Genomic DNA, 25,881 nt, shown 5'->3' with positions numbered 1-25,881 from the left:
ATTATTAGATATATTTTAAAAGATACAGTATTACCGGAATGGATATGAGACTAGCTATAGTTGTGATCAGAGTTACATATGACACAAAGTTAGGTCTAGTTTTGAATTGTAATGCTATCATTGTCGTATTAGCAGCAATCGGCATCGCAGCTAATACGATAAATACATTCTTGATCAGTTGACTCACAGGCATTAGACTAACTAATCCTGCTATCACTATAGGCGAGAGCACCATACGTATTAATACGGTAACATTTACATATTTCATTTCAAACCGTTGTGATTTAATGTCTGCCAATTGCATACCTAACAACAGAGTTATAACGGGTATTGAAGCTGATCCCAGCAGGTCGATACCTTCTATGATTGATGTTGGTAACGTAATATGTGAAATTTGAAACAACGTACCAAGAATTACTCCATATAAAATAGGCATTTTTACTACGTTGAGCAGAGCTTCTTTCACTGAGGTGATTTTTTCACTTCCAAAGGAAGCAATGAAAATACCTACCGTACTGATTAATAGTGATTGAATGACCATAATAATAATTGCATAGTCAAAAGCCTGGGACCCGTATGCAAATAAAATAACTGGTGCTCCGTAATTCCCCATGTTTGGAAAGGTGGTAGAGAGCAACATGGCAGATACGTTGGATTTATCTGCTCTCATAATTCTTCCAGCTACAAGAGTAACTCCTCCCAGCACGATGATAAGTAAAATGTTGTACAGAAACATGTATGCGTAATCTGAACTAAATTTGTTCGTATAAAATGTGTTAAAAGATAAGAATGGCATCATAAGATAGAGAGCTACCGTTGAAATAGGTTTGAGATCTAACTTTAGCAGCTTCTGTCCTAAGAACCCCGCTCCTAGTATAAGAAATACAGGTAATATAATTAAAATAAACTCCACGAGTCTTCCACCTTTCAGATTCCGTGTTTATTATCGTAATATAAACAAAGACTCTTCCCCGTGAGTAACTCGATTCTTCTTGATTGGTAGAACGTCCAGATATTGATTTGAGTTTGTCACTACGAGTGATGTTGTTAAATCAAAGCCTTGTTGTTTAATTTTATCCATATCGAACTCAGCTATTAAATCACCTTTATTTACTTGCGCTCCAGTATCCACATAGCTTGTAAACCCATCACCTTTTAACTTTACTGTATCTATGCCAATATGAATTAGGACCTCAACTCCTGTATCAGTAGTAAAAGCATACGCGTGTTTCGTACGGAATACTGTCGATACGGTACCGTCCACTGGGGAATATACTTTTCCATCCTCAGGAACAATTGCAATTCCTTTACCCATAGATGCAAAGGCAGGGTCGCTTATTTCTGTTAATGGTTTTACTATCCCTGTCAAACAACTATTAACACTTTCTGTCATACTATTCTGTTCGACTTTCACCGGCTTCGCGACCACTGACTCCTTATTAGTACTCGCTGTTTGTGACTCTTCTGCTTCTTCCTTAAAACCGAAAATTATAGTAAGTACGCAAGCCAAAATCATTGCCAAGAAGTACGCAGCTATATAAGCGAGGAACCCCTGACCGACAAAAATGGGGAATGTTAATACACTCTTTGGTGCAACTGCAATGGCTCCTGAGCCAAATGCTCCTGCGATAGCCCCACCAAATGCCCCTGCGATACATGCAATAATAAAAGGTCTTTTCAATTTCAAGGTCACGCCGTAGACTGCCGGTTCAGTGATACCGAACAAGCCTGCAATAAAGGCGGACATGGAAATTCCTTTCATTGCTTTGTTTTTCGTTTTAAAGAATACGCCGAGAGCTGCTCCAGCCTGAGCAGCAACAGCTGGTCCTGTAGTTGGCCCAATAGGATCTCTACCAAATTTAGAAATCATATTCAATTCAATCGGTGTAATGCCCCAGTGCAGCCCAAACATAACGAGAATTTGCCAACTTGCCCCCATAACAATACCGGATACAATAGGGCTTAAGTTATAAATAGACAGAACACCGTCTGCAAGCAGGTTGCTTGCATAAATTGCTATCGGCCCAATTACTATATAAGTAAGAGGTATCATGATTATTAAACAGAAGAATGGCGTTAACAGGTTTCGAACACTATCATGGAGAATCTTTTTAAAGAAGTTCTCAACATATTTTAGTATCCAGATAGCCAAAATTATAGGAATTACAGTGTTACTATACTTAGCTAAAATAACGGGAATACCTAAAAAGGTTAGCGATTCCTTCGTTGCAAACGCTGCAACTAAATCCGGATAGATTAAACCTCCAGCTATGGTAACTGCTAGGTATTGATTCACTTTAAACTTTCTTGCAGCTGTAAATGCTAAAATTATCGGTAAAAAGTAAAAGAAACTGTCTCCTGCTGCGGCAAGGATCCGGTATGTTCCATTAGCCGGGTCAATTAAATTAAAACTAGTTAAAAGAGCAAGAATCCCCTTAATTAAACCGGCTCCAGCCAACAAACCTAGTAGAGAGCTAAATATTCCGGAGATTAAGTCAGTGAACTTCTCAAACAAATTTCGTTTTGTATCATCCTTATTACTACTATTATCTTCTTGTTTTTCTAAATTTGTTACTTCATAAATTGCATCATGAACAGAAGCTACGTTGTTACCGATTACAACTTGAAACATACCCCCACTTTCTACAACAGTTATAACTCCTTCCAGCTTTTCAAGTTCAGCCTTGTTTGGTTTATTATTATTTTTCAGGGTAAAACGAAGACGTGTTGCACAATGATAAAAGTCAGATATATTTTCTTCTCCTCCTACATTATTCACAATATCTTTTGCCAAAATTTTATAGTCCACCTTAAACACCTCCAATATAAATAAAAAAAACTTGAATCCAATTCAAATTATGTCAAAGCGACAAGTTTGAAGTGTATTCAAGTCTAGCCTCCATTACGAGTAACAAGTTTGAATTAAGTTATTTAGTTTTCCCTTTCTAACAAACGTTGAATGTGAACGGTTAGATATATTGCTTCCATATCAGAGATTTGATAAGCGTAGTGTTTATCGATATGATCTTTCACTTTAATCGTAATATTAAAAGCCTTTGTGTACCTCTCCTTTACAACCTCATATAGAAAAGAATCTTCTAATGTATCATTTTTTTCATTTGTAAAGATTCTCTGTGCGAAAAACTTCAAATGTGTGATAAATCGAAACGCACTTAACGATTCTTCATCAATACTGATTTTTAACTGGTAACTGACAATGGTTAGAATTTCTTTGATGAACTTTGTTATTTTTGTAATCGTATTAATCCCACTGTTTAGCTCTGCATTGACAAAATGGAAGGCAATAAAGCCAGCTTCATCTTCCCCGAGCTCAACATTGAATTTATCATTTATCATTTGTACAGCTTCTTTTGCAACCAAAAACTCTTCTTTGTATAGCTTTTTGATTTCCCAGAGCAATCCGTTCTCTATGATTAAGCCTTTAGTTACCCTATTAACTGCTAAACTGATGTGATCAGGCAATGAAATATAAATGCTCTCATTTAAATCCTTTTTTAGTTTTCTTTTTGCTAAACTAATAATATCATCAGCTATGTTAATTGATTCCATAGAAACTTCTTGAAGAAGTTTTTTGAATTTAGCGTACAGACCCCGGTCTTCTAAATAAAACCGTTTCTCAACCCGATCATAATCAATCTCATCCCCCTTTTTCTTATTAAACGCTAAACCTTTTCCTATAAGAATAATTTCGTCACCTTGGGCATCAATACATATGGCAATATTGTTATTAATAACCTGTTTAATATTCAAGTATCTCCCTCCCTTCATGCAGAGACGCAAAAAGGCAAGACTTCAACAAATAAAGGAGAGTATCCCCATGCTTGTTGAAGTCTTGCCTGATGTATCAGTAACAACCTTCAGAACGTTTATTTACTTTATGAGTAGGATTATAACATATAAACATCATTAATGTAACCCCTTTCTTTATAAATGGTTATCTCTATAAACTGTGGCTTTATATATCTTAAAAATAGCATCCAGGATTTATAATGCGAGATTCAGGCATTTCTGTTGTATTTCTCTAATACTAGCGGGGAGTATGACTAAGATTTTAGTATGTCGAAAGTTACTAAATCTCAACTACATCATATATGCACAAGAATAAGTTAGTAAGTAGGCACCTTATTGTTTTATAGAAACCTTTTGGTAACTATCAGACATACATGAAGTGATTTTCCATCATTTGAGAGGCATTTCAGTCCAATTTGCAAGATTTTTCACATGAATAATTTCACAAATATATAAAAGCTGCCGCATAAATCATTATGGGGCAGCTTTTATAGGGTCATTTAGTAAGCCGTCTGATAAAATTGAGGATTCAAGAAAGAATGTTATGAAATCCTTACAATCGGCTTAATCGCAATCCCTGTTTTCGAATCTTCAAAGGCCTTATTAATGTCTTTAAAATCATAAAACTTCACTAATTTATCAAACGGGAATTTGCCTTCCTTATAGTACTTAACAAGTTGAGGAATTAGCAATTGAGGAACAGAATCTCCTTGCACCGTACCCACAATTTTTTTACCTTCCATCAAAATATCGTCTATAAAGTTAAGAGTCACATCACCTGACATTCCTACAATAGCAACTGTACCTAAAATTCTTAAGGCGTGAATAGATTGTTTTACAACTGGAACTGCCCCTGTTGTTTCAATCGAGTAATGAGCTCCGCCATTTGTAATCTCTTTTATCTCTTTTACCACATCGACCTCTTTGCCATTCAGCGCATGCGTTGCTCCCAATTCTCTTGCAAGTTCCAAGCGACTTTCATGAAGGTCGACCACAATGATCGTTCTACAGCCAATAATTTTAGCTGCCATAACTGCACTTAAACCTACCGCGCCTGCGCCAAATATAGCAATGGAACTACCAAATTCGGGTTTTAAGCTGTTTAGAACTGTACCGCTGCCTGTTTGTATTCCACAACCTAAAGGTCCTAACAAAGCAATATCGACATCCTTATCGACGACTACAACATTATTTTTGTTTGCTATGGAGTAAGTCGCAAATGAAGATTGCCCGAAAAAGTTCGAAAGTGAGGAATCATGTTGATGAAGCCGAGTCGTCCCATCTTTCATTTTGCCACCAAAATTAAGTTCAACCGTTCTTTCACAAAGATTTTGATGCCCCGTTAAACAATTTTCACATTCCCCGCAGTATGAGTAGGAAAGAACGACATGGTCACCCCGTTTGACTGTGTTTACATTTTCGCCAACTTTCTCTACTATTCCCGCACCTTCATGACCGAAAACAGCTGGAAAAGGCGATCCTTTTCCTTTCATCGCTTCAGCATCAGTATGGCACACACCTGATGCGACAATTTTAATTAGTACTTCATCAGCCTTTGGCTCCATAAGGTCAATTTCTTCAAGTTTGAGTCTTTCTTCCGCTCCTGTTGCTAATGCTGCTGTGATTTTCATCTCTTATTCCTCCCGAATATATGAACATTTTGTAACTTAATTTGTATATTACGTTTACTAATATACACCTTCTGTTATACTATTGTAAACTATAAATAAACTTAGTTTCTTAATAGTGAACAATAAAGGAAAGGTGGCAGTATGGGAACATACATTTTTTATTACTTTAATCACGTTCAATAATGAGTAAAGAGGGAAAATAATAATATGACAATGACATCGAGAAATCACTTAAAGTTATCTTTGCTATCTATGCTAGCTATTGGACCAGGGCTGTTGCTTAATAGCGCTTTAGGACCAATTCAGCATCTGATACAAAAGGAGTTCGGTATAGAAAATACCATGACATTTAGCCCAACTATTATGGGTATGGTTACTCTTGCATTGTTTATTCCGTGTGGGCCCATTCTTAAACATAGAATAGGCATTCGGACTTCTTATTTAATTTCTATGGTCGTTTTCGTATTCGGATCACTACTGGCAGCTTTATCAATGGATATGTATTGGATGACTATTTCGCGTTTTTTGCAGGGGATGGCTACGGGCGTCATGCTTATGATCATGATTCCTACACTAGTGCTTTCATTTCCGATTGATAAACGGAATTTAGCATTAGCTGTACTTTTGTTAGGTTTTTTTGGATCTACCGTATTAGGAATGTTTTTAGGGAATGTGGCCATGATTTATAGTCATTGGAGATGGATATTCTATGTAGCAGGTACATTAGCATGTATAGGGGCAATACTATGTAGGTTTTTCTTGAAAATTGAGACTTCTCATCTTAAAAATGAGCAACCTTCGCAACCTTCAAGTCTTATCTTGAATTTTTGTTTACTTATCGTCGACTCTATCAAGGAGGTCAAAAGACCTTTATTGGAACTCAAATGGATTAAACATCCTAAACCGTTACTTGGCATGTCCATGGCTGTTACAAGTAATATCATACTGATGCTTAGTTTGTTTGCTATTCAAGGAATGCTGAAAGAGATACATCATGTACTTCCAGAACAAACCCTTTTCATTTATGTCTGTATGTTCGTTGGAGTAGTGATCTCTTCTATACTATGCACAATATTGTATGATATATTAGGACCTGGTTTACTTGGATTTCTAGGCTCCATTACTATTCTGACGGTTATTGTTCAATGGATGTTCATTGCACAAGGAATGCCTTCATCCTTCATACTGATTCTAATGAATATAACTTTGTTAACTTCTGGTGTTGGGATCACCATTGGATCAGGTCTTATGGGAGCCGCTCTAGGAGGTCCCCTTCCCGATCTGGTAAAACGAATGACCGTCGTTCAATTTTTTCGTTTTATGCTTAATACGTTATCTACTATAGTAATAGGTTGGTACACAACTCAATTTTCTGTGACAGGCTTGTCAAAGGACCCAAGCATGGAGTCATCTTTGACTTATCACAACATTCTCATAGCAGCTCTAATTGTAAATATTATTCTGTCTTGTCTGTCATTCGGATTACATCTTACAGGAAAAGGGCATAAATTGGCTCATAAACCGCATTTAAATCATGAAACAGCTAACAAGAATGCTGCTCGAAGCTAACTCAGTTCTTTCGAACGTGAGAATTAACTATAATCTTTACTCCATATTGAAAGGTAGGATTTGAATGGATAACACGGAGGTAAAAGGCCAGGGTATCCAATCTGTTGAATTAGGGTTGGGTATTCTAAAACGGATTTCTGCTGAAAGAAGACCATTAACTGTAACTGAAATTTCTACAATTTGTGGTATTCCAAAAAGTAAACTTCATAAATATCTTACTAGTTTTACACGTAGTGGATTCCTTAAAAAAAGTAGAGATCTGAAGTATTCCTTGGGGACGGAATTAATACTTCTTGGACTTAAAGCATCTGAGCAACTTAATGTCCAGGATAGCACTCTCCCTTATTTGATAAAATTAAGGGAAGACATCAATGAGACTGTTGCTCTAGCAATATGGGGCGAAAATGGTCCCTTCTTTCTCAGATGGGAAGAAAGTAACCGAGCTGTTAATTTAGGGATTAAAGCAGGATCACAAGTGAGTGTAACGGAGAGCGCACCTGGTAGAGTGTTTACAGTCTATCTTCCTAAAGAAAGAACCCAGCATTTATTTGAAAAAGAAATGAAGGATAAAAATACGGAGGATCGCGAACAACTAATTAGCGAGTTAGATCTCATAGAGATTAAAGGATTCTCTGTAACAACAGGAACCGTGTTGCCAGGTATTACAGCAATAAGTTGTCCTGTATTTGACTTGAATGGCGAGATCGCAGCAGCATTAACGGTGGTCACTATGGCTGAAGTTATAGATTACTCTGAAGGATCCGAATGTATTATGAAGATAAAGAAAACAGCCCTCGAAATGTCTCAAGCATTAGGATATAAGTCTTAATCATTATCAAAAATAGAAACAAAAAAAGTAGACTCTCGCGTGTCTACTTTTTTTGTTCATTTACTTTCTATACCACTAGTTATTATTTCCGAAAAGCGCTTAACTAAATCACTGTTTTCTTGGTCCTTAACCTGACAGACTCTTACTGACGGGCCTGATATAGCAATTCCCGCTACAGCCTGACCTCGTCTCCATATAGGTGCTGCAACACAGCGCACGCCTGCTTCGGCTTCCTCGTTATCTACCGCAAAACCCGATTTTTTAATTTGCTCGAGCTCGTTAATAAAAGATTCTACATCAGAGGGATCGGTGTTTCTTATTTGCTGTATATAGTGCTCCTGAATTTCAGGTGATTGAAAGGCTAAGATACATCTTCCCACCGCCGTTTTAATAACAGGCAATTTTTCTCCTTTTTCATAATGTGTCCTTGTCGGAAAACTACCTGGAATAATATGCGTGGCAAGAACGGAATCATCATTCAAGACACCGATAAAGATGGTTTCGCCAGTTAATGTCTTCAACTCGTCAGCAACTCGAAGAATACCTAGATTAAAATCAAAGTTTAAACTATGATCTTGAAGCTTACTCATTAAAACACTTGATACAATATAAGTATGATCCTCAGCCCGCTCTATTAATGAATTCTGCTCTAGCGTGTTTACTAAACGATACGCCGTACTTCTGTTTATTGAAAGAGTATCCATAATATCAGTGACAGAAAGATTGCCTTTCTCAATAATCAACCAAAGTATATCGATACCCTTCTTCAAAGTGCCTACTTCACTCAAATCGACCCATCCTTTTAGGTATAATAATAACTGCACTGTAGACTTACCGCTAACTATAATCTCAAGAGAATTTTAACAGGTTGCATCGTATTTTAGAAGGACATGTATACGTGTATATATTGAGAGAAGATTACCATGTTGTGGCAACCTTCTCCTTGTCGTATTTTATGGATAAAACAAAATCTTTAAAATGATTGTTTGGAGTTCAAACGTTGGTTTTATTACTCGATATTTTTTAGGATCTCTTCAGATGTCATCTTTACGGCTATATTCTCCATTGCATAGTTCAATGCTGCTTCTTGCCATTCTTCACTAATGGTTGATGTTCCATCCGTGGCAATCACAACATTGTACCCATGATCAGCACCATCACGGCAGGTATGCTCTACAGCCATGTTCGTCCATACCCCTGTAACAATGATCGTTTCAATTCCTAACCCTCTCAGTAGAGTATCCAATGGAGTCCCATTAAATGCGCTCATCCGAGATTTTTCGATAACAAAATCGCCCTCTTGAGGTTCTACACCTTCCACTGCTGCAGCTCCCCAAGTTCCCCTAACGATACTTCCTGTTTCTGCGATAGCTCTAAAGATCGGTGCCTTATTCCCAATCCCCTTTGCTCCCTGTTCTACGATGAAATGATTATGAAAAACAGGAATTCCATGTTTTCTCGCTTGTTCTGCTATAGATTTAATGTTTTCTACGACATTTTGTTTTTTTGCATGTTCCACTGCTCCAGAGCCTTCAAATTTACCACCCACAGATAAATTATCATTCTGAAGATCGATAATAAGCAATGCAGTTTTTGTATTGTCAAATTTCATTGTATTCTTCCTTTCAGTTTTCCGATTAACGATCGGCCATTTTGTAAGCTTACAAACATAATTATAAATCCATTCGATTCTAGTGTCAAATATAGATACTGTAATTTTGTAATTCTCAATTATAGGGATTTTATTCTCGAAAATTACTGCTTAATAATAAAAATCCCCTCTGGGATATAATTGAGTTCACTTTTAGATGTTCTCTATTTTCCCTTGAGGGGTTGTACTGTTGTCTTTATTTATTTTTAACAAAGTAAATCAAACTATAGCTAATTTCTGGTTAGAAATTCAACACTCTTTAAAGATGCTTCATTCCTTCATTCCTATATCGTGACGTAACCACTCGATGAAATCGTTCTGGTTATTACTCGATACGGTATGATCAGTTGGATATAACTTAAATGTTAATACCTCCGTTAGATCTTTCAGGTATGCCGCTGTCTCTTGACCAATTCGAACGGGGAATACCGAATCATATTCACCATGAGAAACAAATATCGAAACCTTGTTTATACTGCGGAGTGAGTACTCTTTCTTTACAAAGTCAGGTACATATCCGTTCAGAGCAACAATCCCCTTTAATTGCTCTCCCATCGTAAGTGCAAGGGTCATCGCTAAAATGGCTCCTTGGCTAAACCCGAGTATATATCGTTGACCTTGATCAATAGGATACTTTTCCGTTGCCCCATGTATGAATGTTTCCAGCTCATGAATCGCATTATCAAACATTTCTCGAATAGGATTCCCTAAACTTTTCAGATCATAATACTGGTAACCCCGACCAAGTGGTAAATGACCACGAACTCCAATAATAATGAAATCATTGGTTAAGGGAGAAACTAGCTCAAACATATTCTCTTCGTTTGAACCTTTTCCATGGAGCGTGAAAATGGTCGGATATTTCTTGTTAGGTTCCATATCAGACGGTAAATGAATGTCATATTCAAAAAACGACTTCATATTTCATCACTTCCTTAGACGTTATTCACTACGCGTTTTCTTGTTTGTAATAAGTTGATCAATCGATAGTTCTTTAGGATTGGCCACGGCAAGATACAATGAAACCAAAATAAATCCAAGATCAAGTTCATAACCAGCGGATTCTGCGCCGATCAGCCCCACAGATAACTTCATTGTGAAAATTGCGCCAATGAGCATAATTACAAATAATCCAGAAACATAACGAGTAAACAAACCAATGATTAACATAATTCCGCCCACAGTCTCAAGAATTGCAACTACATACGCCATAAAACCATGGACACCCATTGAACTAAAATAAGCATCAACATTACTTAATCCCATCTGCAGCTTGCTGATCCCATGAGCCAAAAATATAATTCCTAACACCACACGCATAATAATTGAAACCACCGTTGTCTTTGTCATTCTATCTCTCCTTAAAATATTAGTTATAAATATATTTTATTTATATAAGAAATATTATTGCAGCTGTGTTGACTTGTCAACAGAAAAATCATTAATATTAATATAAGTTCTATATTTCAAATATTTTTAATGAGGTGGAAATGAGATGGATATTGGGTCAATGATCCGAGCAACTCGTAAAAAAAAGAATATGACCATCGCTCAAATTTGCGAAGCAACCGGCCTTTCACAAGGTTTTATGAGTCAAGTAGAAACGAATAAAACTTCCCCATCCATTGCAACTTTGGAAAACATTGCGGAGACTTTAAAGGTACCCTTAGCTTACTTACTGTTAAAGAAAGATGAGAGAATGAAGATTGTTCGGAGAAATGAACGGAAAATCACCACGAGTGGTCCAGAAAAACTGCGAGTCGAGCATCTGGGGTCTACGAAAAACGTAAGAATGATGCTTGTTGAGTTTCCCGCCGGTGCGACTACAGGAGAAGTCCCCCATGCACATGAAGGAGAGGAAGTCCATGTCGTAATTAAAGGAAAGATCTATGCGGAACAAGGAGAAGACTCTTCCATATTTGAAGAAGGAGATTCCTTTAGTTGGAATGCATGCACACCCCATTTGGTCAAAAATGTGGGTGATGAAACAGCTCTTGTCTATATTACTGTGTATACAGAAAACGAAGGCGAGCAAGACTTCTTCTAAAACAGCACGATTTCTTTTTGAGTATGATTACATCAGTGAATGCACATATTCTCCTATTAGAAGAACTGAACTTGCACCGATTAAATACAAAAGCCGCCATAATGGCGACTTTATTAGAAGATATCATTTTATCTCCGTCTCCAATGCATCGTTAGAAATGACGATTTTACCGTTTGCAGCGCTTCTTTCCATTAAAAGATGTGCTTCCCCGATTTCCTAAAGGGTAAAGACTTGGGCTATGGGTGTGACTATGCCGTGTTCTTGGATATGCTCAAATAAAGAGATCAGTGTACTTTCTTTGATAACTTCACTGGTGAACGCTGTGAAATACACACCTGTGGGTATATCCACTAAAGGTTCAAAGGCATCAAGAGTCCATTCATTTCCTAATATTCCTGACATGCAACATATCCCTCGTTCTGAGATGAATTGCAAGGACTCCTTTACAGTCGTTGTACCAACCAACTCAAGAACCTTGTTTACCCCATTTGGAGCAATAGCATACACCTGCTCTCTCAAATGCTCATTATCAAGCAGTGCATAGTCTGCTCCAACTTGCTGGAGAAGTGCAAATTTCTCTTTGTCTCGAGTCGTTGATATAACTGTTGCTCCCACACTCTTAGCTAGCTGAAGTGCTGCTAAACCTACGGAACTTGTCCCACCACGAATAAGTAGCATCTCTCCTGAAGTCAATTGAAGACATTCAAATAAGGATGCATACGCGGTATAATACATTTCCGGTATCGCTGCAAGTTCAGTCCATTTCATATCGCTAGGAATAGGATATACTTGGTCCGAAGGTATAAGTGCATATTCAGCATAACTTCCGTCAAATGCACGGCCTAACCCTCCCATTAATGAAGCGACGGTCGTTCCCTTTATAAATGTGCTATCCGAAGGGTCTTCAATCTCCCCTACGCATTCGATCCCAATAATACGCGGGAATTGAACGGACGGTGAATGCCCCTGTCTAGTAAACATTTCGGAGCGATTTATTCCAAACGCCCTGATTTTCACAAGTACCCACCCAGGTTTGACTATAGGAATAGGTACTTAGCCCTCCTGCATTAATGAAGGCAGCGATGGTTGCCATGCCAATGGTTGTTACCGAAGCAAGTCGAAGGCCAGTAAACAGAGGCTTGATTGCCAAGGGTACCTGGACTTGAAGTAAGATCTGAAATCGGCTCATACCTACCCCTGTAGCAGCTTCAATAACAGATGGTTCAACATGATTCAAAGCTGCAATGAACTGACGTAGAAGGATATATTGGTTATAAGCAATGAGCACGGTAATGGCTGTCGTTTTCCCCAATCCGGTCACAAGGTTTTTCTCATTCCCCCATGAATCTTTAAGAGTTCACCCTGGAGATTTAAGCGCGTAATGGCATCCAAGGCCCCAAAGGGTTCATCCAGCAGCATAATACTGGGATCGGTTGCTAATGCTCGCGCAAGACCAATTCTCTGTTGCTGTCCTCCGGACAATTGTGAAGGATAACGTCGTTTGAAGTTCTCTGAATCTAACCTAACCAAAGTTAACAATTCTTTTACTCGTTTTCTTCGATTTTCTTTTTGTCCCATTTCAAAAGACGAGGAACAGTAGCTATATTTTGTTCAATGTTGATACAGCGCCAAGTTATAAGGTGGCCATACTTGTTTGTCATCTTCCAATAGAGTGAACTCGTCTTTGTTCACCAACTGACCTTCAGTGGTATATGCGGGCCCGACATCAGCCTCGTTGTTTCTAAGCACTTCATATTTCAAACTGTTATCATATACTTTGGATGATTTCCAATTGAGCTTGCCATACACTTTCTCTAAAGCTGGAATACCGTCAGCGCGCTGGTCAACCTCTCCTTGGGAAGCAAATCGAATCTCACCGGCATGTTTTTGCAAGTCAGTAATGGTCTTGATCCCTAATTTTTGTGATACTTCCGTTCGAATAACGGGACCCGCTCCATCATTTGCTTTTGAATAATCGAGCCATGTGATAATGAATTGCTTTTTGTACTCTTCCTTAACTGTTGTATACACTTCATCCGGATCTGTCATCTATACTCATCTCCAAGTTAAGTCAATGGAGGACTCATGCGTCCTCCATTGATTCATAAATTATCTCCATTAAAAATCAATATTTCTCAACTCTTCCCAAGAGTGAAGCGAATTTTGGGCTTACATATATGTCTTTTATATTAGTAGTATCCGTACAGGTTAGTTTCTGCATCAATAAAAGTATCTTTTACTTGATTTTCTTCTTATCTTCAAACTTTGGCCTATTATTGGACAAAAGCAGTTGAATACGTTGGTCGGCTGTTTTTTTGTATTATTGAGCTATCGGTTCCCGTTAGTTTAATGATTTAATAACGATTAGATAAACACCTAATCGACAATGAGAACATGTTCTTGTCTAATTGGGTAATCGGTACAAATTCTTGTCCTCAGCTTGGGACAAGAACTTGGTTCCTTAAAACAAAAAAGCCGCTATAATAGCGACTTTTAATGCAACAATGTTCTTGTTCCGCGACAGCTGAACAATGATCAGCTCATTTATTTCAGCTCATGGGTATTCAATTTCCTTTTTGTTACCATTTTTTTCATATATAATCTCTGTTTTTCTGCCATCCGGGTATTCCTTGATCATTTTTTCATTTTCTTCATATACAATGGGCACACCATTGCTTTTGGCCTCTTGTCTGGCCGAGAGTGTTGCTTTTACTAAAATTTCATTCAATTCAGAAATTGACATACGTTTCATGTGAAGATACCCTCCTTAAATAATTGTACGTAAAAGTTTCACACTATTATGGGCGGATCACTACTACAATGGCTATTCTATCTCCTACCTTTTCTTTAAGTTCAATATGATTTAAGTTTTTATGGTAAGTGTTGATTTAGAAAGTTCATTTGGCCAATAAAATACACCTGCATTAATAAATGCCTCATGTTCCTCAAACGTATCTCTTGATCATGTTCTTGTCCCTCGACACGTCAACAAATTATCACTTCATTCTTTCGGAAATATTTTCACTTATTTCTTCAGGATTTTCAACACCAATGATCAACTTTGATATTTTGAACTTACCAACTTTAAAGCTATTCAAATCTAAATGAAGAGTTTCAAGCTCATTTTCAAAAAAGTGCAGTTGATAACCACCATTTGATCTAAATAACCCATTTCTCTTTTCTCCTAATAAAGCACCATATAGTTTAAAAGCATTGGGTATTGGTCTACCTGTTGTTATTCCCTCGATTGAAGAGTATGGAATTTGCAACCCTTTATCTAATTTTAAAAAGGGTGAGTTTCCAAAGTCGATATTTACGTAGTTTTCCATTAGTTGAATTTTACGTTCCATATTTTGATTCCCCCATTTTCTTTTCAAATAATCCATTTATTTCATAACCCATAATTACATATAATACCACAGACACCTCTTTTATTCATGAGTGTCTAAGCACTGCCCTCCGCGCCTTCGCGGGTTACGTCCTCCTTTATATATTCCAATTCCAGTCACCTATTAAAGAACCTACGCGTGTAGCATGTAGTGCTTAAACAGGGACTTATCTTTAACCTGAACACTAAGAAAATACTATATTTTCGCTGGACAATTAGTTTATTTTTCCTACACATTTGTTAAATGAAATTGCATGAAACTTAGTTAGGTGTTTATCTAATCGGTAATCGGCTCATGTTCTTGTCCTTTTCAGCAATCGGTACAAGTTCTTGTCCCTCGACAACTTAAAATCCGTGCAGTAGATCGGTTCCTGTGCCAACAAAAAAGAAGTCGCTCCTATAGCGACTTCTTCATCTCTTTCAAGTGTTTCTTAGCACAAAATATATGCCTAGTTTTAAAGCTCATCTACTTGGTTACAGCTGTATGTTATGACCTGCTGAACTCATCACCAATGTTAAAACAGAATGGTTTCGGGGGTAACACCCTTAGGATACTCTTCTTCCCATACGTTTTTCTCTACATAGGCCTGGTACCACATCTTGGCAATTACATCCGGATCATTAATTGCGCCAGTACCTGACTCCTTGATCAATAAACCTAATGAGCGGTGGCCCACAAAAATCCCTTGAGCAGACAATGAAGTATGAAGATTAGCAACATAATTGCGTAACCCTGAAAGAGCAATACCGATATTCCCCATCATGGACACAGGGTACATGGCGGATAATCCTGAGGTAAAGAGCAAGGCTCCCTCTTTCCTGGCGAGCATATCAGGGAGAACAGCATTGACGACATGGATGGCACTAACCACATTCGCCTCAAATGCGTCCCTGGCGTTCTCCGCCGTTAACTCCAATACAGAAGTGGGAGGATAATTGCCTGCTGTTGGACTGAATTCCAACACATCAATCTGACCATACTTTTCTTTCATGTTGGTCATAGCCTGTTCAATCTGTTCCTTGTTAAAAATATCTGCTACGAAGTAAGATGCCTCGATACCATCCGCTTTCAGTTCATCCACCATATCTTGCAGCTTTGCAGCATTTCTTGCAACTAATGCCACTTGGAAGCCGTGCTTGCCAAAGCTCTTCGCAATAGATAATCCTAATCCCTTACCTGCACCAATAATCGCCAGTGTTTTCATTTATGATTCTCCTTTTATGAATGAGTTAGTGAGTTCAATTGACAGTTTTAATTGTAAAACGTACACTTAAAGGACTCAATGGTTGATATAATTCAATGTGTTTATTAAACATCACTTTTGATAAATTCGACTATTATTTATGGAGGGGAAGCACAAATTGGGTAAAGATAAAGTGGATCTGCGCATTCTCAAAACGCGGAAAGCCATTAAAGAAGCGTTTCTGAGATTAGTACAAACCAAAGGCTACGAACGAATTACTGTACAGGATATTGCCGAAGAAGCGATGATAAATCGCAACACATTTTATTTGCACTATGTAGATAAACCTCAATTCATGGAGAAGTTATTTCAGGAAAACGTGGAGAGTTTAAATGCTTGCTTAAGCCTGGAAGTGAGTTCAATTCATGAGATGGATAAAGATATGTTTGCTACCATGTTAAAAACGATTTTCAACGATATTGAAGCCAATATGATATTTTTTAAGACAATAATCACTCAAAATATTTATCCAAACTTCTCCGTATACTTGAAAGAGGCTTTTAAAACGATCATTTTTTCGGGGATCGGGGATCATCGCCACGATGAGAAGATAAAAATTGGCATCGAATACATGATATCTGGATTGGTAGGAGTAATTTGTCTCTGGATTGTTGAACCGGAGAACTACAGGGTAGATAACTTTATCGAGCAACTGAGTGAAATTCACTATTCTAACATGGTTGACTTGCTGAAGGATACTTGATAATAAACCAAATTAAGATGTGGTCGTTTGAATAAATTCGGTTTGGCCGGTCCTCACTTGAAACCCAAATCATTCAAACGGATGGCTAAGGCGACTCAGAAGAAAAGAACATTGCACCTTTTGCAGAGAGACTTCAAGAAAAGAATCCCTGGTCTCGCTCTTATGACGGATATCACCTATTTACCTTTACCTTATGGCCAGTCCAAGATGTCCTCTCACCATCGTAAGCCCTCTTTGAATGAGAGCAATCATTAAAAAAGCAATTCGGATTTAATCCGAATTGCTTTTTCTAGCGATGTCACTCTTCGATCGAATTCATAATAACTTTAAGCCTTGCGAAGCATTTGTCTATCGCTTAGGTGTGAAAGCATATCTTTCGTCATGGCCTTCAGGTCGTAGCGAGCATGAAATCCCCATTCTGTTTTCGCTGCCGTCGCATCAATGGAATGCGGCCAGCTATCGGCAATCGCCTGTCTCTTCGGATCAACGTCATAATCGAGGATAAAGCCGGGAAGCTCATCCCGAATCGCTGCAGCGATCGCCTCCGGATCCACGCTCATTGCGGTGACATTAAATGAATTTCGGTGCATCAACCGGGAAGAATCCGCTTCCAACAAATCGATGATAGCGTTCAGGGCATCCGGCATATACATCATGTCCATGTTTGAATCCTTGGCGATATAAGATGTATACCGGCCAGCCGTCACGGCCGCGTAATAAATTTCCACGGCGTAATCCGTCGTTCCTCCGCCGGGAGGCGTCATATAAGATATCAAACCCGGGAATCTCAGCCCCCTAGTATCCAGGCCGTATTTGTGAAAATAATAATCACAAAGCAGTTCGCCGGACACTTTGTTCACGCCGTACATCGTATTGGGCCTCTGGATCGTATCCTGCGGGGTATTGTCTTTCGGAGTCAAAGGACCAAAAGATCCAATGGAGCTTGGAGTGAAAAATTGGCAGCCGAGCTCCCTGGATATTTCAAGTGCATTCATCAATCCGCCCATATTCAAATTCCAGGCAAGCAGCGGTTTCTCCTCTGCGGTAGCCGACAGCAGCGCAGCCAAATGGATGACGGTATCAACTTCGTACCGCTTGGCAATTTCGAACATCGCCTTATCATTCGTCACGTCCAGCAGCTCGAATGGCCCGGATCGGGTAATTTCGTGGGCTGATGACCTGAGATCCGTAGCAACGACGTGATCCGCACCATAAATTTCACGTAATTTAACAACTAACTCAGAACCGATTTGGCCCAGTGCTCCGGTCACCAAAATCTTGTTCATAAGACATTCCTCCCGAAATGTACTTCCGCGAATGCAGCTAAATCAGCTTCATTTCCTTGCCAACTTTCTCATAAACGGAGATCACATGGTCGAGCATCTCCTTGGTATGGGCAGCTGTCGGCATGTTGCGTATTCTTCCGGTTCCTTTCGGAACCGTCGGAAACAGGATTGCCTTGGCGTAAACGCCTTCTTCATAAAGCCGTTTGCTGAACTGTTGGGTGGTTACTTCATCGCCAATGATACAAGGTGTGATCGGCGTTTCGCTTTGGCCTACATCATATCCAAGCCGGCTCAAGCCATTTTTCAAATCATTGCCGTTCTCCCACAGCTTCTCGATCAGCTCTTTGTCATTCATCAAAATGTCGACAGAAGCGCTGCAAGAAGCGATTGCAGCCGGAGGTAGCGATGTCGAGAACAGAAACGGACGGCTTCTCAGCTTCAACCATTCGATCAGTTGTTTTTTACCCGCCACATAACCGCCGACAACGCCAATCGCCTTGGAAAGAGTACCAATTTGAAAGTCAATCCGGTCGGACAATCCAAAATGCTTCACGGTTCCCGCACCTGCTCCGAGAACGCCCGAACCGTGGGCATCATCCACATAAGTAATCAGATCGAATTCTTCTGCTATTTTCACGATTTCAGGCAGCTTTGCTATATCACCATCCATGGAGAAAACCCCGTCGGTGATGACCATAATTTTATGGTACTGACCGGATTCCGTGGCATCTTTCGCCTGCTGTGTTAAATCATTCATATCCGAATGCTTAAAGCGAATCACCTTGGCTCTCGACAGGCGGCAGCCATCAATAATCGAAGCGTGGTTCAGCTCATCTGATAAAATCGCATCATGCTGGTCCATTACCGCGGATATAGCAGCCATATTGCAGTTAAATCCCGATTGATACACGATAACGGCTTCCGTTTTTTTGAAACGGGCCAGTTTTTCTTCAAGCTCAATATGAAGATCCATCGTACCATTAATTGTTCTCACAGCCCCTGCGCCTGCCCCGTATGTCTGCGACGCCTTAACTGAAGCATCAATCAGGCGGTAATCTGTTGCCAGTCCCAAATAGTTATTGGAAGACAAATTGATTAGGGACTTTCCGTCGATACGAATAACAGGACCATTTGCACCCTGCAGCGTATCGATGAAGTTATATAGACCTTTAGTTTTTAGATCTTCGATGTTCGATTTTAAAAATTGGTCCAATGCTTGACTTGACATTCCATTCCCTCCTCAACATACGCATGTCCTTGTACAGGAGACATATAATTCTCCGGGAAAAACCTGTTATAAAAAGGGTTAGATTGATTTTAATGTATCATCTTTTTATTTTTTTGTACACATGTGGCGGACAAAAAATAAAAAAATCCGCAAAAAAAAATAGCGATTGCTTCCCCCATTCTCGGAAGCAATCGCTACTAAATCTTTGCTTATATCTTTTGCTGCTCGGTAGTTTGCGATACCATGCCGATTAGATACACGACTAATCGGTAATAGGAACAGGTTCTTGTCCCTCGACACTTCTTCTAGATGATAAAACTCAATTGAGCTTGATAAAGAATTTTTTCATAAATTTTATTGCTATGTTTGGGAAACTGTTATCTCTTATTTGTTCAATTTCGTTCCCTTGAGTTACACTTACTTATACACTTCTTTCTCCTGCAATTCTCAATCAATAAAAAAGGTTGCACTAAATTGAGCTACAATCTTTTCTAATATCCAGAATAATGCGTTCTTATCAATTCCCCCTTCACTTTTCGTTTGATTACTAACGATTTGGTCTGCAAAATATTCTAAGTGATCTCTTATGATTAATGGTCCTCTTTAAATAAAAAATTATGTTGATCCAATTTACGTTTAAGTGACACAACTGATCCTCCTGCAAAAAAGCAGCCCCGTCAGGAGCTGCCTCATGTTATGGCTTATCTTGTGATCTTATCTGTTTCCGCTAACACGCCAGATTACTCAGCACCTGGATAAGGATTGATCTTCTGGATCGTTCCGTCTTCGTTGTATTTCAGCTCGGAATATTTAACGCAGCGCTTGTGGTTGACGCCTTCCGACAGGGAGCTGTCGTGATAGAACAGATACCACTTGTCTTCAACTTGCACAATGGAGTGGTGGGTTGTCCAGCCGATAACCGGAGAGAGAATCTCGCCCTTGAACGTGAATGGTCCCATCGGGTTCTTGCCGATCGCATATACGAGCTTATGCGTGGTTCCTGTAGAGTAGGACAGGTAGTAATAGTCGTTATATTTATGCATCCATGGGCCTTCAAAATATCTCCGGTCCTCATCCCCGGCCAGAATCGGATTCCCGTCTTCATCGACAATCGATATCTCGGCAGGCTTGCCCTGGAAGGACAGCATATCGTCACTAAGTAGTGCAACTTGCGGTCCAAGCGCCGGCTGGTCAGGAGCCGGTCCTTCTGCATCTGGCACGAAGCTGCCGGTCTGCCATTTCTCCAGCTGGCCGCCCCAGAGTCCGCCGAAATAGATGTATGACTGATTGTCGTCATCCACCAGTACGGCCGGATCGATACTGAAGCTGCCTTCCATATAATTCGGCTGCGGCGTGAACGGGCCTGCCGGAGACTCTGATGTTGCCACACCCAGACGGAAGATGCCGTCATGGTCCCGTGCCGGGAAGAACAGGTAATAGGTATTGTTCTTATAGGCGGCATCCGGTGCCCAGAGCTGCTTGGAAGCCCACGGAATATCTCTCAGATGCAGCGCTTCGCCGTGATCGACCACAGGGGAATCGAAGTTGTTCATCGAGAGGACATGATAGTCTTCCATTTTATACTGGTCGCCGTTATCGTTGCTCGGCTCGTCATGATCGAGGTCATGGGAAGGATAGATATAGATTTTTCCCTCGTAGACATGGACGGACGGGTCCGCAGTGAAGATGTGGGTTACAAGCGGCTGGTGGGGCTTAGGTAGTTGTTGTTGCTGTTTCATAAGGCATCTCCTTTGGTATTGGAATTGTTCTCCTTCAGTTTCTAGCGTGAAGCAAGCGTTTACAATTTCTAATATTATTGTACAAGCCCCGCTTGTTCTTTCCTATACACATACTAAAGGTCTTCCCCCGAAAAAATGTACAATTCCCGCTAGCCCATTAGGCTGAATATATAAACCAATTTCTAACATTTTGCTTACCTGGGTGGACATTTTTTGGTGAGTTCTATTACATGCCGCAAACTTTATAACAGATCTTCTACTCATACAATTTGCATTGGTCTAACAATAATACTACAAGCAGAACCTAGTATTTGTGAATTACAGCAATCTACAAGAACTTGAACCGAAAAATAAAAAAGCCGCTACAATAACGACTCCAAACTAGAGTTACGCATAATCAAAAGGCTTTGAAAAACGTCACTCCCTCATAACTCGTCACTGGCCGTGACATAGGACAAGAAAACCGCCAGAGCAAAAACTATAACAAACTGACGTCGGTGGAATACCGACGTCAGTTTGCAGCCTAGGGGCTTTTATGATGAAGAGCTTCCCCGGTATGGCAACAGCCAAGTACCGAGGTCTATTTCGTATGCGAATACAGACATATCTCACAGCATTTGTTGTGAATGTGAAACGAATGGTAAAGTTAGTCGAGCAAAAGCAGTCTTTGGCATATTTAAATAAATCAACAAAGCTTATGACTGAGACAAAATTCCTTTTACAAACAATGAGACACTGTGCTTGTAGAAATCTTCCTCGGTGACGAGTTGGGACTGATATTGTCGGTGAATCAGCTCGCTCATCTGAAATCCGTAGCACATCGAGAGAAAAGACATGGCGGCAAGGCGCTCATCCTGTCTGGCTATAACTTTTTTCTTCTGCAGGCGTTCAAAATATTCAACCAGCAAGGAGTGCAGCTTTACCGGCGGATCGGCCAGCACTCTGTCCAATTCGGGAAACATTCCTTTGTCGCGGATGCCAATCAAAATGATGTCCGCATTTTTATGGAAAAACAATCGGTACTGTTGACTTACATTCAGCAGATCGACTTCCGGATTGTCGGTCGCGTCCTCTTTTAAGAGCTTCTCGAATTGCGGGATATCCGAATGTCTTTCAATGATGGCTTCCAATATGCCTTGCTTGCTTCCGAATTGCCGGAAAATCGTAGATTCATTGACTTTAGCTTCCGTTGCAATGGCTTTGGTGCTTACTCCCCGATAGCCATTCTTTTTGATGAGCCGTGTCGCGGCTTCAATGATTCTGTCTGAAGTTTGCATTGTATTTCTCCTTTTGCATATGTTAAACCTATTCTACTACAAGTTTTGCAGATGAAGCAGATTCAGAGTTCATCATTTTCATAAACGTTTTTTTTAAGGTAAATCGCTTCTTTTTTCCCAACGACTTGGTTCCGTAATCTTGACATGATCAGGCACCAATTGCGTGAGCGTGCCTAATTTATCAAATGTAATCTGGATTCGGTCAGAGGGCAACAGCCATTCTTCGGTCTCTATTGCGCAGCAATCCGGTATCGTCCCCATTCCTATAATCGTGCCCGGGAGTGGCGTGAAAACTTTGAGAACCTCCTCCATCACTTTTGCAGGGTGTGCAGCATACTCGGATGTGCTTCCCTTCCAGTTCAGTCTCTCCCCTATGCGTACATCCACATCCAATGCCAGTGGGTTGTCGATTTCATCCGGCGTTACCAGAAATGGTCCTATTCCTTTGCTGCGATCAAAATCTTTGCAGCGCGTCGGTCCGGTCATCGCCTGGAAATCCGGCCACTGCACATCGCGGACAGTACTGTCGTTAAAAATAACATAACCTGCAATGCAGTTCCCCTTCCCTGTAACAAAGGCCAGCTCCGGCTCGATATCCAGGTAGGAAGAGTACGAAGGCCAATGAATCGTATCCCCATCGCCAATTAATGCATTATGGTTACACTTATAATAACTGAAAGTTACGTTATTCAGATCTTTCTGGAATTTTTCGGAAATTTTACGTGTGAGCTCTTCTCTTTCCGGCCCTGTATATTCTCTTTGCAGCAGATTTACACCAGCATTTCTCAGATGTCTTGGGGTCAGCCCGAAATCGATAAGCGCAGCCGGATTCGGAACCGGCGGTAGCAGGTTTACCGCTGCGATAGGGCTGATTTCATTTTCATTGAATTGATGCAACTGTTCGACAGCATATTGCATCATTTCCTTAGCGACATCATAGCTAGCCGGCAAATCATGAAGATAGCTGTCCATACTTTCAAGACTATCAACGAATGTTCCCTGCTTTTTCATGATTGCTGCAAAAGATACGACAAATTTCTCGTTAATTACAAGCCCAAACAAAGGTTCTTGCGATGTATTGGTTTGAAAGGTTACTAGTTTCATGGTTAAGCGCCTCCATCCATGTAGTGTGATGTTGTTCTATTACTATCATATTGCATAGAACTATTGCATGCAAGTACATGCTTGCATTCCTGTTTTCCAATCTCTATAATAATGGCATAGTCAGTATGCCTCACCCCAAAACATATACGCAAAGGAGAATTTTTATGAAGTATGGACGTATTATTCAAAAACCTCGTGTTAAATTTTTTGAAGTCGCAGATGGCGTCTTTGCCGGTATTTCGCCGTATCGCGGGATCAGTTGGGCCAATGCCGGGTTCATCAACAAAGGTGAAGGGTTGGTGTATGACACGTTCTTCGATTTGTTCCATGCGAGGGAAATGCGGGAGGCTTTTATGGAAGTAAGCAACGGCGGCTCTCCCGCATATGTGGTGAACTCGCACTATAATAGCGACCATGCCTGGGGAAACAAAGTGTTTGAAGATGCTTGCATTATTATGCACAAGGAAGCGTCCAGAGAGCGTCTTACCGAAAATATCGCCTGGATGGACAGCGTCATCAGAAGAGGAAAGGATTCTCCGGAATCTACTTCGGGCGAGCGGTTTTTTGCAGCGGAATTTGAAGGATTCGACCTGGAAGGCGTAGAATGGTTGCTCCCGAATGTTGAGATAAAGGACGATATCAACATCCGTCTTGGCGATACGGAAGTCATGATTTATAACGTAGCTCCGGCCCACTCTGACAGTGACTTGCTGCTGTGGATGCCAAAAGAAAAAGTGCTGTTCGCCGGCGATGTCGTGTTTAACGGGTGTACGGCGTACAGCGAAGAGGGAACCCTCAATTGGGTTAAAGTGCTTGACCGCATTATTGATGAAATTAAACCCGAAATCATTATTCCAGGACATGGCGCCATCTGCGGCCTGGACTTCGTGAAGGAGCAGAGAGACTATCTCCTGAACCTGATCAGCGAGTTCAACAAGCATTACAATGACGAAATTGATGCCTTGTCCCTGACCAAGCAAATTGATATTTCCCGCTTCCTTCATTGGATTCAGCCAGAACGCTTGTATGTTACAGTGGACATCCTATTGAAAAGTAAACGAGGTTTACCACCCCTTCCAATTTGGAACGAGGTGCCTGCTAAACTGGAAGACATGAAAGTTTTTTTGGCCGGAAAATATGGTAATCAAATCAAGCCATGGGACCCTATGAGTGTCTGGAAAGAATAGCAATTTGAAGCTAGCCTAAAAAAACAAAAAACGGCCCTGTCGCAAACGATGCGAACAGCGGCCGTTTTTTTGAATTGTTCCACGGAATTAAAATGCGTGCTTAGAAACCGATTTTTGAATAACTGCTTCTTTCATTTTCCGATAATTTAATAACACAAATATCTATCAATAATTTAAAGCAGTTTTTGAAGATGTTACCATTATATGATAGAGTACCTAAGGTGCTTTCACCCAATACGGTAATCGGTACAAGTTCTTGTCATTGGCTTGGGACAAGAACTTGTACCGATAAAATAAAATGCCACTATATTAGCGAGTTCAATGGGACCATGTTCTTTTCCCTCGACATCTGCTGAATGTTAGGAGCACGAGTTCATTGTCGTTGCGCTCGTTCTTGATCCATGTATTCTTTACGTCGACCTCGCTGATCCATCAGTCCAAACTCGCCTTGTTCCCGGTGTTTTCGCATCCAGCGCTTCATTTGTCCCGGGTCATGAATTCCCAAATGTTCATTGATCTTTCGGTAAGTCTACCCCTCAACCGTATGCAGGCGAATATCCTCTTTTTTTATCTTTCTCCGAATACGTTTTAAACTTTTGTCCTTTAATCGCCATAAAAAATGCACCCCATAGAATTTCATCGGCAAACCCAGGGGTTTTTCCAATGTATATTCTATGGGGTGCACTTCACATTGTCAGCTGCTTTTTTAGTTGTATTGAGCTATCGTTTCACGTTAGTTTAACCTTGCAACCTTGGAACAAGGTGAGACAATTTAATTGAGATTGGAATTTACTACTTATATGCTAAACAGAGCGAAATACAGATCTATTCAGACCATGTGCAACTTCTAAGACTGGTCGCTACAAACTTGTTTTGATTGAGCTAACGTTTCCCGTTAGGGCAACGAGTTGTACTCTAACTTGTCATCAATCCTTAATAAAGTACTCATTTACCAACACTATCAAGCCAATAACAAACAATATAACACCCACAATGAACGGGAAGCCCAAAGATAAACTCTGTACCACTTCATCTTCATACTGTTTTGCACCGAAGATTGCATACCATAACTTTGATCCGCTCCAAGCAGTGATACTTGGGACATATAAAGCAGCAGCCAGTATAATAGCTAAAGATATCAATGACCCCGTAAACAATAATATTCCACCTATTAATACCTTCTTCATT

At 40.0% G+C, this 25,881-nt stretch carries 26 protein-coding genes; 5 read left to right on the top strand and 21 right to left on the bottom strand.

Annotation, left to right across the window (positions count from 1 at the left end):
• Positions 1-4: 4 nt before the first annotated feature.
• From MKY44_RS15250 to MKY44_RS15235, 4 genes are all read right to left on the bottom strand, one after another.
• Positions 5-913 carry an AEC family transporter gene (locus tag MKY44_RS15250; protein ID WP_341007747.1) on the bottom strand — a complete coding sequence of 303 codons (909 nt, stop codon included), beginning with the start codon at positions 911-913 and terminating at the stop codon, positions 5-7.
• Between the two features lie 30 nt (positions 914-943).
• Entirely contained in the window at positions 944-2,809 is a 1,866-nt protein-coding gene (locus MKY44_RS15245) for a beta-glucoside-specific PTS transporter subunit IIABC (RefSeq protein ID WP_341007746.1), read from the bottom strand.
• A gap of 122 nt (positions 2,810-2,931) precedes the next feature.
• Positions 2,932-3,771: a BglG family transcription antiterminator LicT gene (licT, locus tag MKY44_RS15240; protein WP_341007745.1), complete on the bottom strand. Its 840-nt coding sequence runs from the start codon at positions 3,769-3,771 to the stop codon at positions 2,932-2,934.
• Positions 3,772-4,352: 581 nt separating this feature from the next.
• Positions 4,353-5,441 (bottom strand): NAD(P)-dependent alcohol dehydrogenase, encoded by a 1,089-nt coding sequence (locus tag MKY44_RS15235; protein ID WP_341007744.1) that lies wholly within the window; start codon positions 5,439-5,441, stop codon positions 4,353-4,355.
• Between the two features lie 207 nt (positions 5,442-5,648).
• Between MKY44_RS15235 and MKY44_RS15230 the strand changes: the two genes are divergently transcribed.
• Both MKY44_RS15230 and MKY44_RS15225 read left to right on the top strand, forming a co-directional pair.
• Positions 5,649-7,010 carry an MFS transporter gene (locus MKY44_RS15230; RefSeq protein WP_341007743.1) on the top strand — a complete coding sequence of 454 codons (1,362 nt, stop codon included), beginning with the start codon at positions 5,649-5,651 and terminating at the stop codon, positions 7,008-7,010.
• Positions 7,011-7,074: 64 nt separating this feature from the next.
• The gene (locus tag MKY44_RS15225) at positions 7,075-7,839 is read left to right on the top strand and encodes an IclR family transcriptional regulator (RefSeq protein ID WP_341007742.1); all 765 of its coding nucleotides are present in this window, start codon (positions 7,075-7,077) and stop codon (positions 7,837-7,839) included.
• 56 nt (positions 7,840-7,895) lie between these two features.
• On the opposite strand, the gene MKY44_RS15220 is transcribed toward MKY44_RS15225, so the two are convergent.
• The 4 genes from MKY44_RS15220 to MKY44_RS15205 form a co-directional block, all read right to left on the bottom strand.
• Positions 7,896-8,627, bottom strand: coding sequence for an IclR family transcriptional regulator (locus MKY44_RS15220; RefSeq protein WP_341007741.1), 732 nt, complete (start codon positions 8,625-8,627; stop codon positions 7,896-7,898).
• Between the two features lie 221 nt (positions 8,628-8,848).
• Positions 8,849-9,451: a cysteine hydrolase gene (locus tag MKY44_RS15215; RefSeq protein WP_341007740.1), complete on the bottom strand. Its 603-nt coding sequence runs from the start codon at positions 9,449-9,451 to the stop codon at positions 8,849-8,851.
• A 309-nt stretch (positions 9,452-9,760) separates the two neighbouring features.
• A complete protein-coding gene (locus MKY44_RS15210; protein ID WP_341007739.1) occupies positions 9,761-10,411 on the bottom strand; it encodes an alpha/beta hydrolase in 651 nt (216 codons plus the stop codon).
• Between the two features lie 21 nt (positions 10,412-10,432).
• The gene (locus MKY44_RS15205; protein WP_341007738.1) at positions 10,433-10,840 is read right to left on the bottom strand and encodes a DoxX family protein; all 408 of its coding nucleotides are present in this window, start codon (positions 10,838-10,840) and stop codon (positions 10,433-10,435) included.
• A gap of 145 nt (positions 10,841-10,985) precedes the next feature.
• Here MKY44_RS15205 and MKY44_RS15200 point away from each other — a divergent pair, with 145 nt between their 5' ends.
• Positions 10,986-11,537, top strand: a complete 552-nt coding sequence (locus tag MKY44_RS15200; protein WP_341007737.1) for a helix-turn-helix domain-containing protein — start codon at positions 10,986-10,988, stop codon at positions 11,535-11,537.
• A gap of 216 nt (positions 11,538-11,753) precedes the next feature.
• Here MKY44_RS15200 and MKY44_RS15195 read toward each other — a convergent pair whose 3' ends face one another.
• From MKY44_RS15195 to MKY44_RS15165, 7 genes are all read right to left on the bottom strand, one after another.
• Positions 11,754-12,518 carry a zinc-binding dehydrogenase gene (locus MKY44_RS15195; RefSeq protein ID WP_341007736.1) on the bottom strand — a complete coding sequence of 255 codons (765 nt, stop codon included), beginning with the start codon at positions 12,516-12,518 and terminating at the stop codon, positions 11,754-11,756.
• A complete protein-coding gene (locus MKY44_RS15190; protein ID WP_341007735.1) occupies positions 12,508-12,858 on the bottom strand; it encodes an ABC transporter permease in 351 nt (116 codons plus the stop codon). Before MKY44_RS15190 ends, MKY44_RS15195 begins: the two co-directional genes overlap by 11 nt.
• The gene (locus MKY44_RS15185; protein WP_341007734.1) at positions 12,855-13,115 is read right to left on the bottom strand and encodes an ATP-binding cassette domain-containing protein; all 261 of its coding nucleotides are present in this window, start codon (positions 13,113-13,115) and stop codon (positions 12,855-12,857) included. The genes MKY44_RS15190 and MKY44_RS15185 overlap by 4 nt, the downstream gene beginning before the upstream one ends.
• A gap of 33 nt (positions 13,116-13,148) precedes the next feature.
• Positions 13,149-13,586: a glycine betaine ABC transporter substrate-binding protein gene (locus MKY44_RS15180; protein ID WP_341007733.1), complete on the bottom strand. Its 438-nt coding sequence runs from the start codon at positions 13,584-13,586 to the stop codon at positions 13,149-13,151.
• 505 nt (positions 13,587-14,091) lie between these two features.
• Positions 14,092-14,289 carry a hypothetical protein gene (locus MKY44_RS15175; protein ID WP_133385255.1) on the bottom strand — a complete coding sequence of 66 codons (198 nt, stop codon included), beginning with the start codon at positions 14,287-14,289 and terminating at the stop codon, positions 14,092-14,094.
• Between the two features lie 244 nt (positions 14,290-14,533).
• Positions 14,534-14,887: a hypothetical protein gene (locus MKY44_RS15170; protein ID WP_341007732.1), complete on the bottom strand. Its 354-nt coding sequence runs from the start codon at positions 14,885-14,887 to the stop codon at positions 14,534-14,536.
• Between the two features lie 553 nt (positions 14,888-15,440).
• Positions 15,441-16,130 carry an SDR family NAD(P)-dependent oxidoreductase gene (locus tag MKY44_RS15165; RefSeq protein ID WP_341007731.1) on the bottom strand — a complete coding sequence of 230 codons (690 nt, stop codon included), beginning with the start codon at positions 16,128-16,130 and terminating at the stop codon, positions 15,441-15,443.
• 157 nt (positions 16,131-16,287) lie between these two features.
• Here MKY44_RS15165 and MKY44_RS15160 point away from each other — a divergent pair, with 157 nt between their 5' ends.
• Entirely contained in the window at positions 16,288-16,872 is a 585-nt protein-coding gene (locus MKY44_RS15160; RefSeq protein WP_341007730.1) for a TetR/AcrR family transcriptional regulator, read from the top strand.
• Between the two features lie 326 nt (positions 16,873-17,198).
• Here MKY44_RS15160 and MKY44_RS15155 read toward each other — a convergent pair whose 3' ends face one another.
• The 5 genes from MKY44_RS15155 to MKY44_RS15135 all read right to left on the bottom strand — a co-directional run bounded on the left by MKY44_RS15155 (position 17,199) and on the right by MKY44_RS15135 (position 23,506).
• On the bottom strand, positions 17,199-18,158 hold the full coding sequence (locus MKY44_RS15155; protein WP_341007729.1) for an NAD-dependent epimerase/dehydratase family protein: 960 nt from the start codon (positions 18,156-18,158) through the stop codon (positions 17,199-17,201).
• Between the two features lie 37 nt (positions 18,159-18,195).
• Positions 18,196-19,386 (bottom strand): glycine C-acetyltransferase, encoded by a 1,191-nt coding sequence (locus tag MKY44_RS15150; protein WP_341007728.1) that lies wholly within the window; start codon positions 19,384-19,386, stop codon positions 18,196-18,198.
• Positions 19,387-20,126: 740 nt separating this feature from the next.
• On the bottom strand, positions 20,127-21,125 hold the full coding sequence (locus tag MKY44_RS15145) for a glycoside hydrolase family 43 protein (RefSeq protein WP_341007727.1): 999 nt from the start codon (positions 21,123-21,125) through the stop codon (positions 20,127-20,129).
• 695 nt (positions 21,126-21,820) lie between these two features.
• Positions 21,821-22,402 (bottom strand): TetR/AcrR family transcriptional regulator, encoded by a 582-nt coding sequence (locus tag MKY44_RS15140; protein WP_341007726.1) that lies wholly within the window; start codon positions 22,400-22,402, stop codon positions 21,821-21,823.
• A 93-nt stretch (positions 22,403-22,495) separates the two neighbouring features.
• Complete coding sequence (locus MKY44_RS15135; RefSeq protein ID WP_341007725.1) at positions 22,496-23,506, bottom strand: fumarylacetoacetate hydrolase family protein; 1,011 nt, start codon at positions 23,504-23,506, stop codon at positions 22,496-22,498.
• Positions 23,507-23,670: 164 nt separating this feature from the next.
• Between MKY44_RS15135 and MKY44_RS15130 the strand changes: the two genes are divergently transcribed.
• On the top strand, positions 23,671-24,693 hold the full coding sequence (locus MKY44_RS15130) for an MBL fold metallo-hydrolase (protein WP_341007724.1): 1,023 nt from the start codon (positions 23,671-23,673) through the stop codon (positions 24,691-24,693).
• A 926-nt stretch (positions 24,694-25,619) separates the two neighbouring features.
• On the opposite strand, the gene MKY44_RS15125 is transcribed toward MKY44_RS15130, so the two are convergent.
• A complete protein-coding gene (locus MKY44_RS15125; protein WP_341007723.1) occupies positions 25,620-25,880 on the bottom strand; it encodes a hypothetical protein in 261 nt (86 codons plus the stop codon).
• Between the last annotated feature and the right edge of the window lies 1 nt (position 25,881).

The sequence above is a fragment of the Paenibacillus sp. FSL R7-0026 genome (assembly GCF_038004485.1).
GTDB classification, from domain to species: domain Bacteria; phylum Bacillota; class Bacilli; order Paenibacillales; family Paenibacillaceae; genus Paenibacillus; species Paenibacillus xylanexedens_A.
Note: the sequence above shows the minus strand (reverse complement) of the source record. Positions and strands in the feature narration are given on the sequence as shown.

What these genes read in the sequence shown, in the direction of transcription:
- MKY44_RS15235 (WP_341007744.1), bottom strand. Translation starts at nt 5,441, where the DNA reads ATGAAAATCACAGCAGCATTAGCAACAGGAGCGGAAGAAAGACTCAAA.
- MKY44_RS15230 (WP_341007743.1), top strand. Translation starts at nt 5,649, where the DNA reads ATGACAATGACATCGAGAAATCACTTAAAGTTATCTTTGCTATCTATG.
- MKY44_RS15225 (WP_341007742.1), top strand. Translation starts at nt 7,075, where the DNA reads ATGGATAACACGGAGGTAAAAGGCCAGGGTATCCAATCTGTTGAATTA.
- MKY44_RS15215 (WP_341007740.1), bottom strand. Translation starts at nt 9,451, where the DNA reads ATGAAATTTGACAATACAAAAACTGCATTGCTTATTATCGATCTTCAG.
- MKY44_RS15210 (WP_341007739.1), bottom strand. Translation starts at nt 10,411, where the DNA reads ATGAAGTCGTTTTTTGAATATGACATTCATTTACCGTCTGATATGGAA.
- MKY44_RS15205 (WP_341007738.1), bottom strand. Translation starts at nt 10,840, where the DNA reads ATGACAAAGACAACGGTGGTTTCAATTATTATGCGTGTGGTGTTAGGA.
- MKY44_RS15200 (WP_341007737.1), top strand. Translation starts at nt 10,986, where the DNA reads ATGGATATTGGGTCAATGATCCGAGCAACTCGTAAAAAAAAGAATATG.
- MKY44_RS15195 (WP_341007736.1), bottom strand. Translation starts at nt 12,518, where the DNA reads ATGTTTACTAGACAGGGGCATTCACCGTCCGTTCAATTCCCGCGTATT.
- MKY44_RS15185 (WP_341007734.1), bottom strand. Translation starts at nt 13,115, where the DNA reads ATGGGACAAAAAGAAAATCGAAGAAAACGAGTAAAAGAATTGTTAACT.
- MKY44_RS15180 (WP_341007733.1), bottom strand. Translation starts at nt 13,586, where the DNA reads ATGACAGATCCGGATGAAGTGTATACAACAGTTAAGGAAGAGTACAAA.
- MKY44_RS15175 (WP_133385255.1), bottom strand. Translation starts at nt 14,289, where the DNA reads ATGAAACGTATGTCAATTTCTGAATTGAATGAAATTTTAGTAAAAGCA.
- MKY44_RS15170 (WP_341007732.1), bottom strand. Translation starts at nt 14,887, where the DNA reads ATGGAACGTAAAATTCAACTAATGGAAAACTACGTAAATATCGACTTT.
- MKY44_RS15165 (WP_341007731.1), bottom strand. Translation starts at nt 16,130, where the DNA reads ATGAAAACACTGGCGATTATTGGTGCAGGTAAGGGATTAGGATTATCT.
- MKY44_RS15155 (WP_341007729.1), bottom strand. Translation starts at nt 18,158, where the DNA reads ATGAACAAGATTTTGGTGACCGGAGCACTGGGCCAAATCGGTTCTGAG.
- MKY44_RS15150 (WP_341007728.1), bottom strand. Translation starts at nt 19,386, where the DNA reads ATGTCAAGTCAAGCATTGGACCAATTTTTAAAATCGAACATCGAAGAT.
- MKY44_RS15145 (WP_341007727.1), bottom strand. Translation starts at nt 21,125, where the DNA reads ATGAAACAGCAACAACAACTACCTAAGCCCCACCAGCCGCTTGTAACC.
- MKY44_RS15140 (WP_341007726.1), bottom strand. Translation starts at nt 22,402, where the DNA reads ATGCAAACTTCAGACAGAATCATTGAAGCCGCGACACGGCTCATCAAA.
- MKY44_RS15135 (WP_341007725.1), bottom strand. Translation starts at nt 23,506, where the DNA reads ATGAAACTAGTAACCTTTCAAACCAATACATCGCAAGAACCTTTGTTT.
- MKY44_RS15130 (WP_341007724.1), top strand. Translation starts at nt 23,671, where the DNA reads ATGAAGTATGGACGTATTATTCAAAAACCTCGTGTTAAATTTTTTGAA.
- MKY44_RS15125 (WP_341007723.1), bottom strand. Translation starts at nt 25,880, where the DNA reads ATGAAGAAGGTATTAATAGGTGGAATATTATTGTTTACGGGGTCATTG.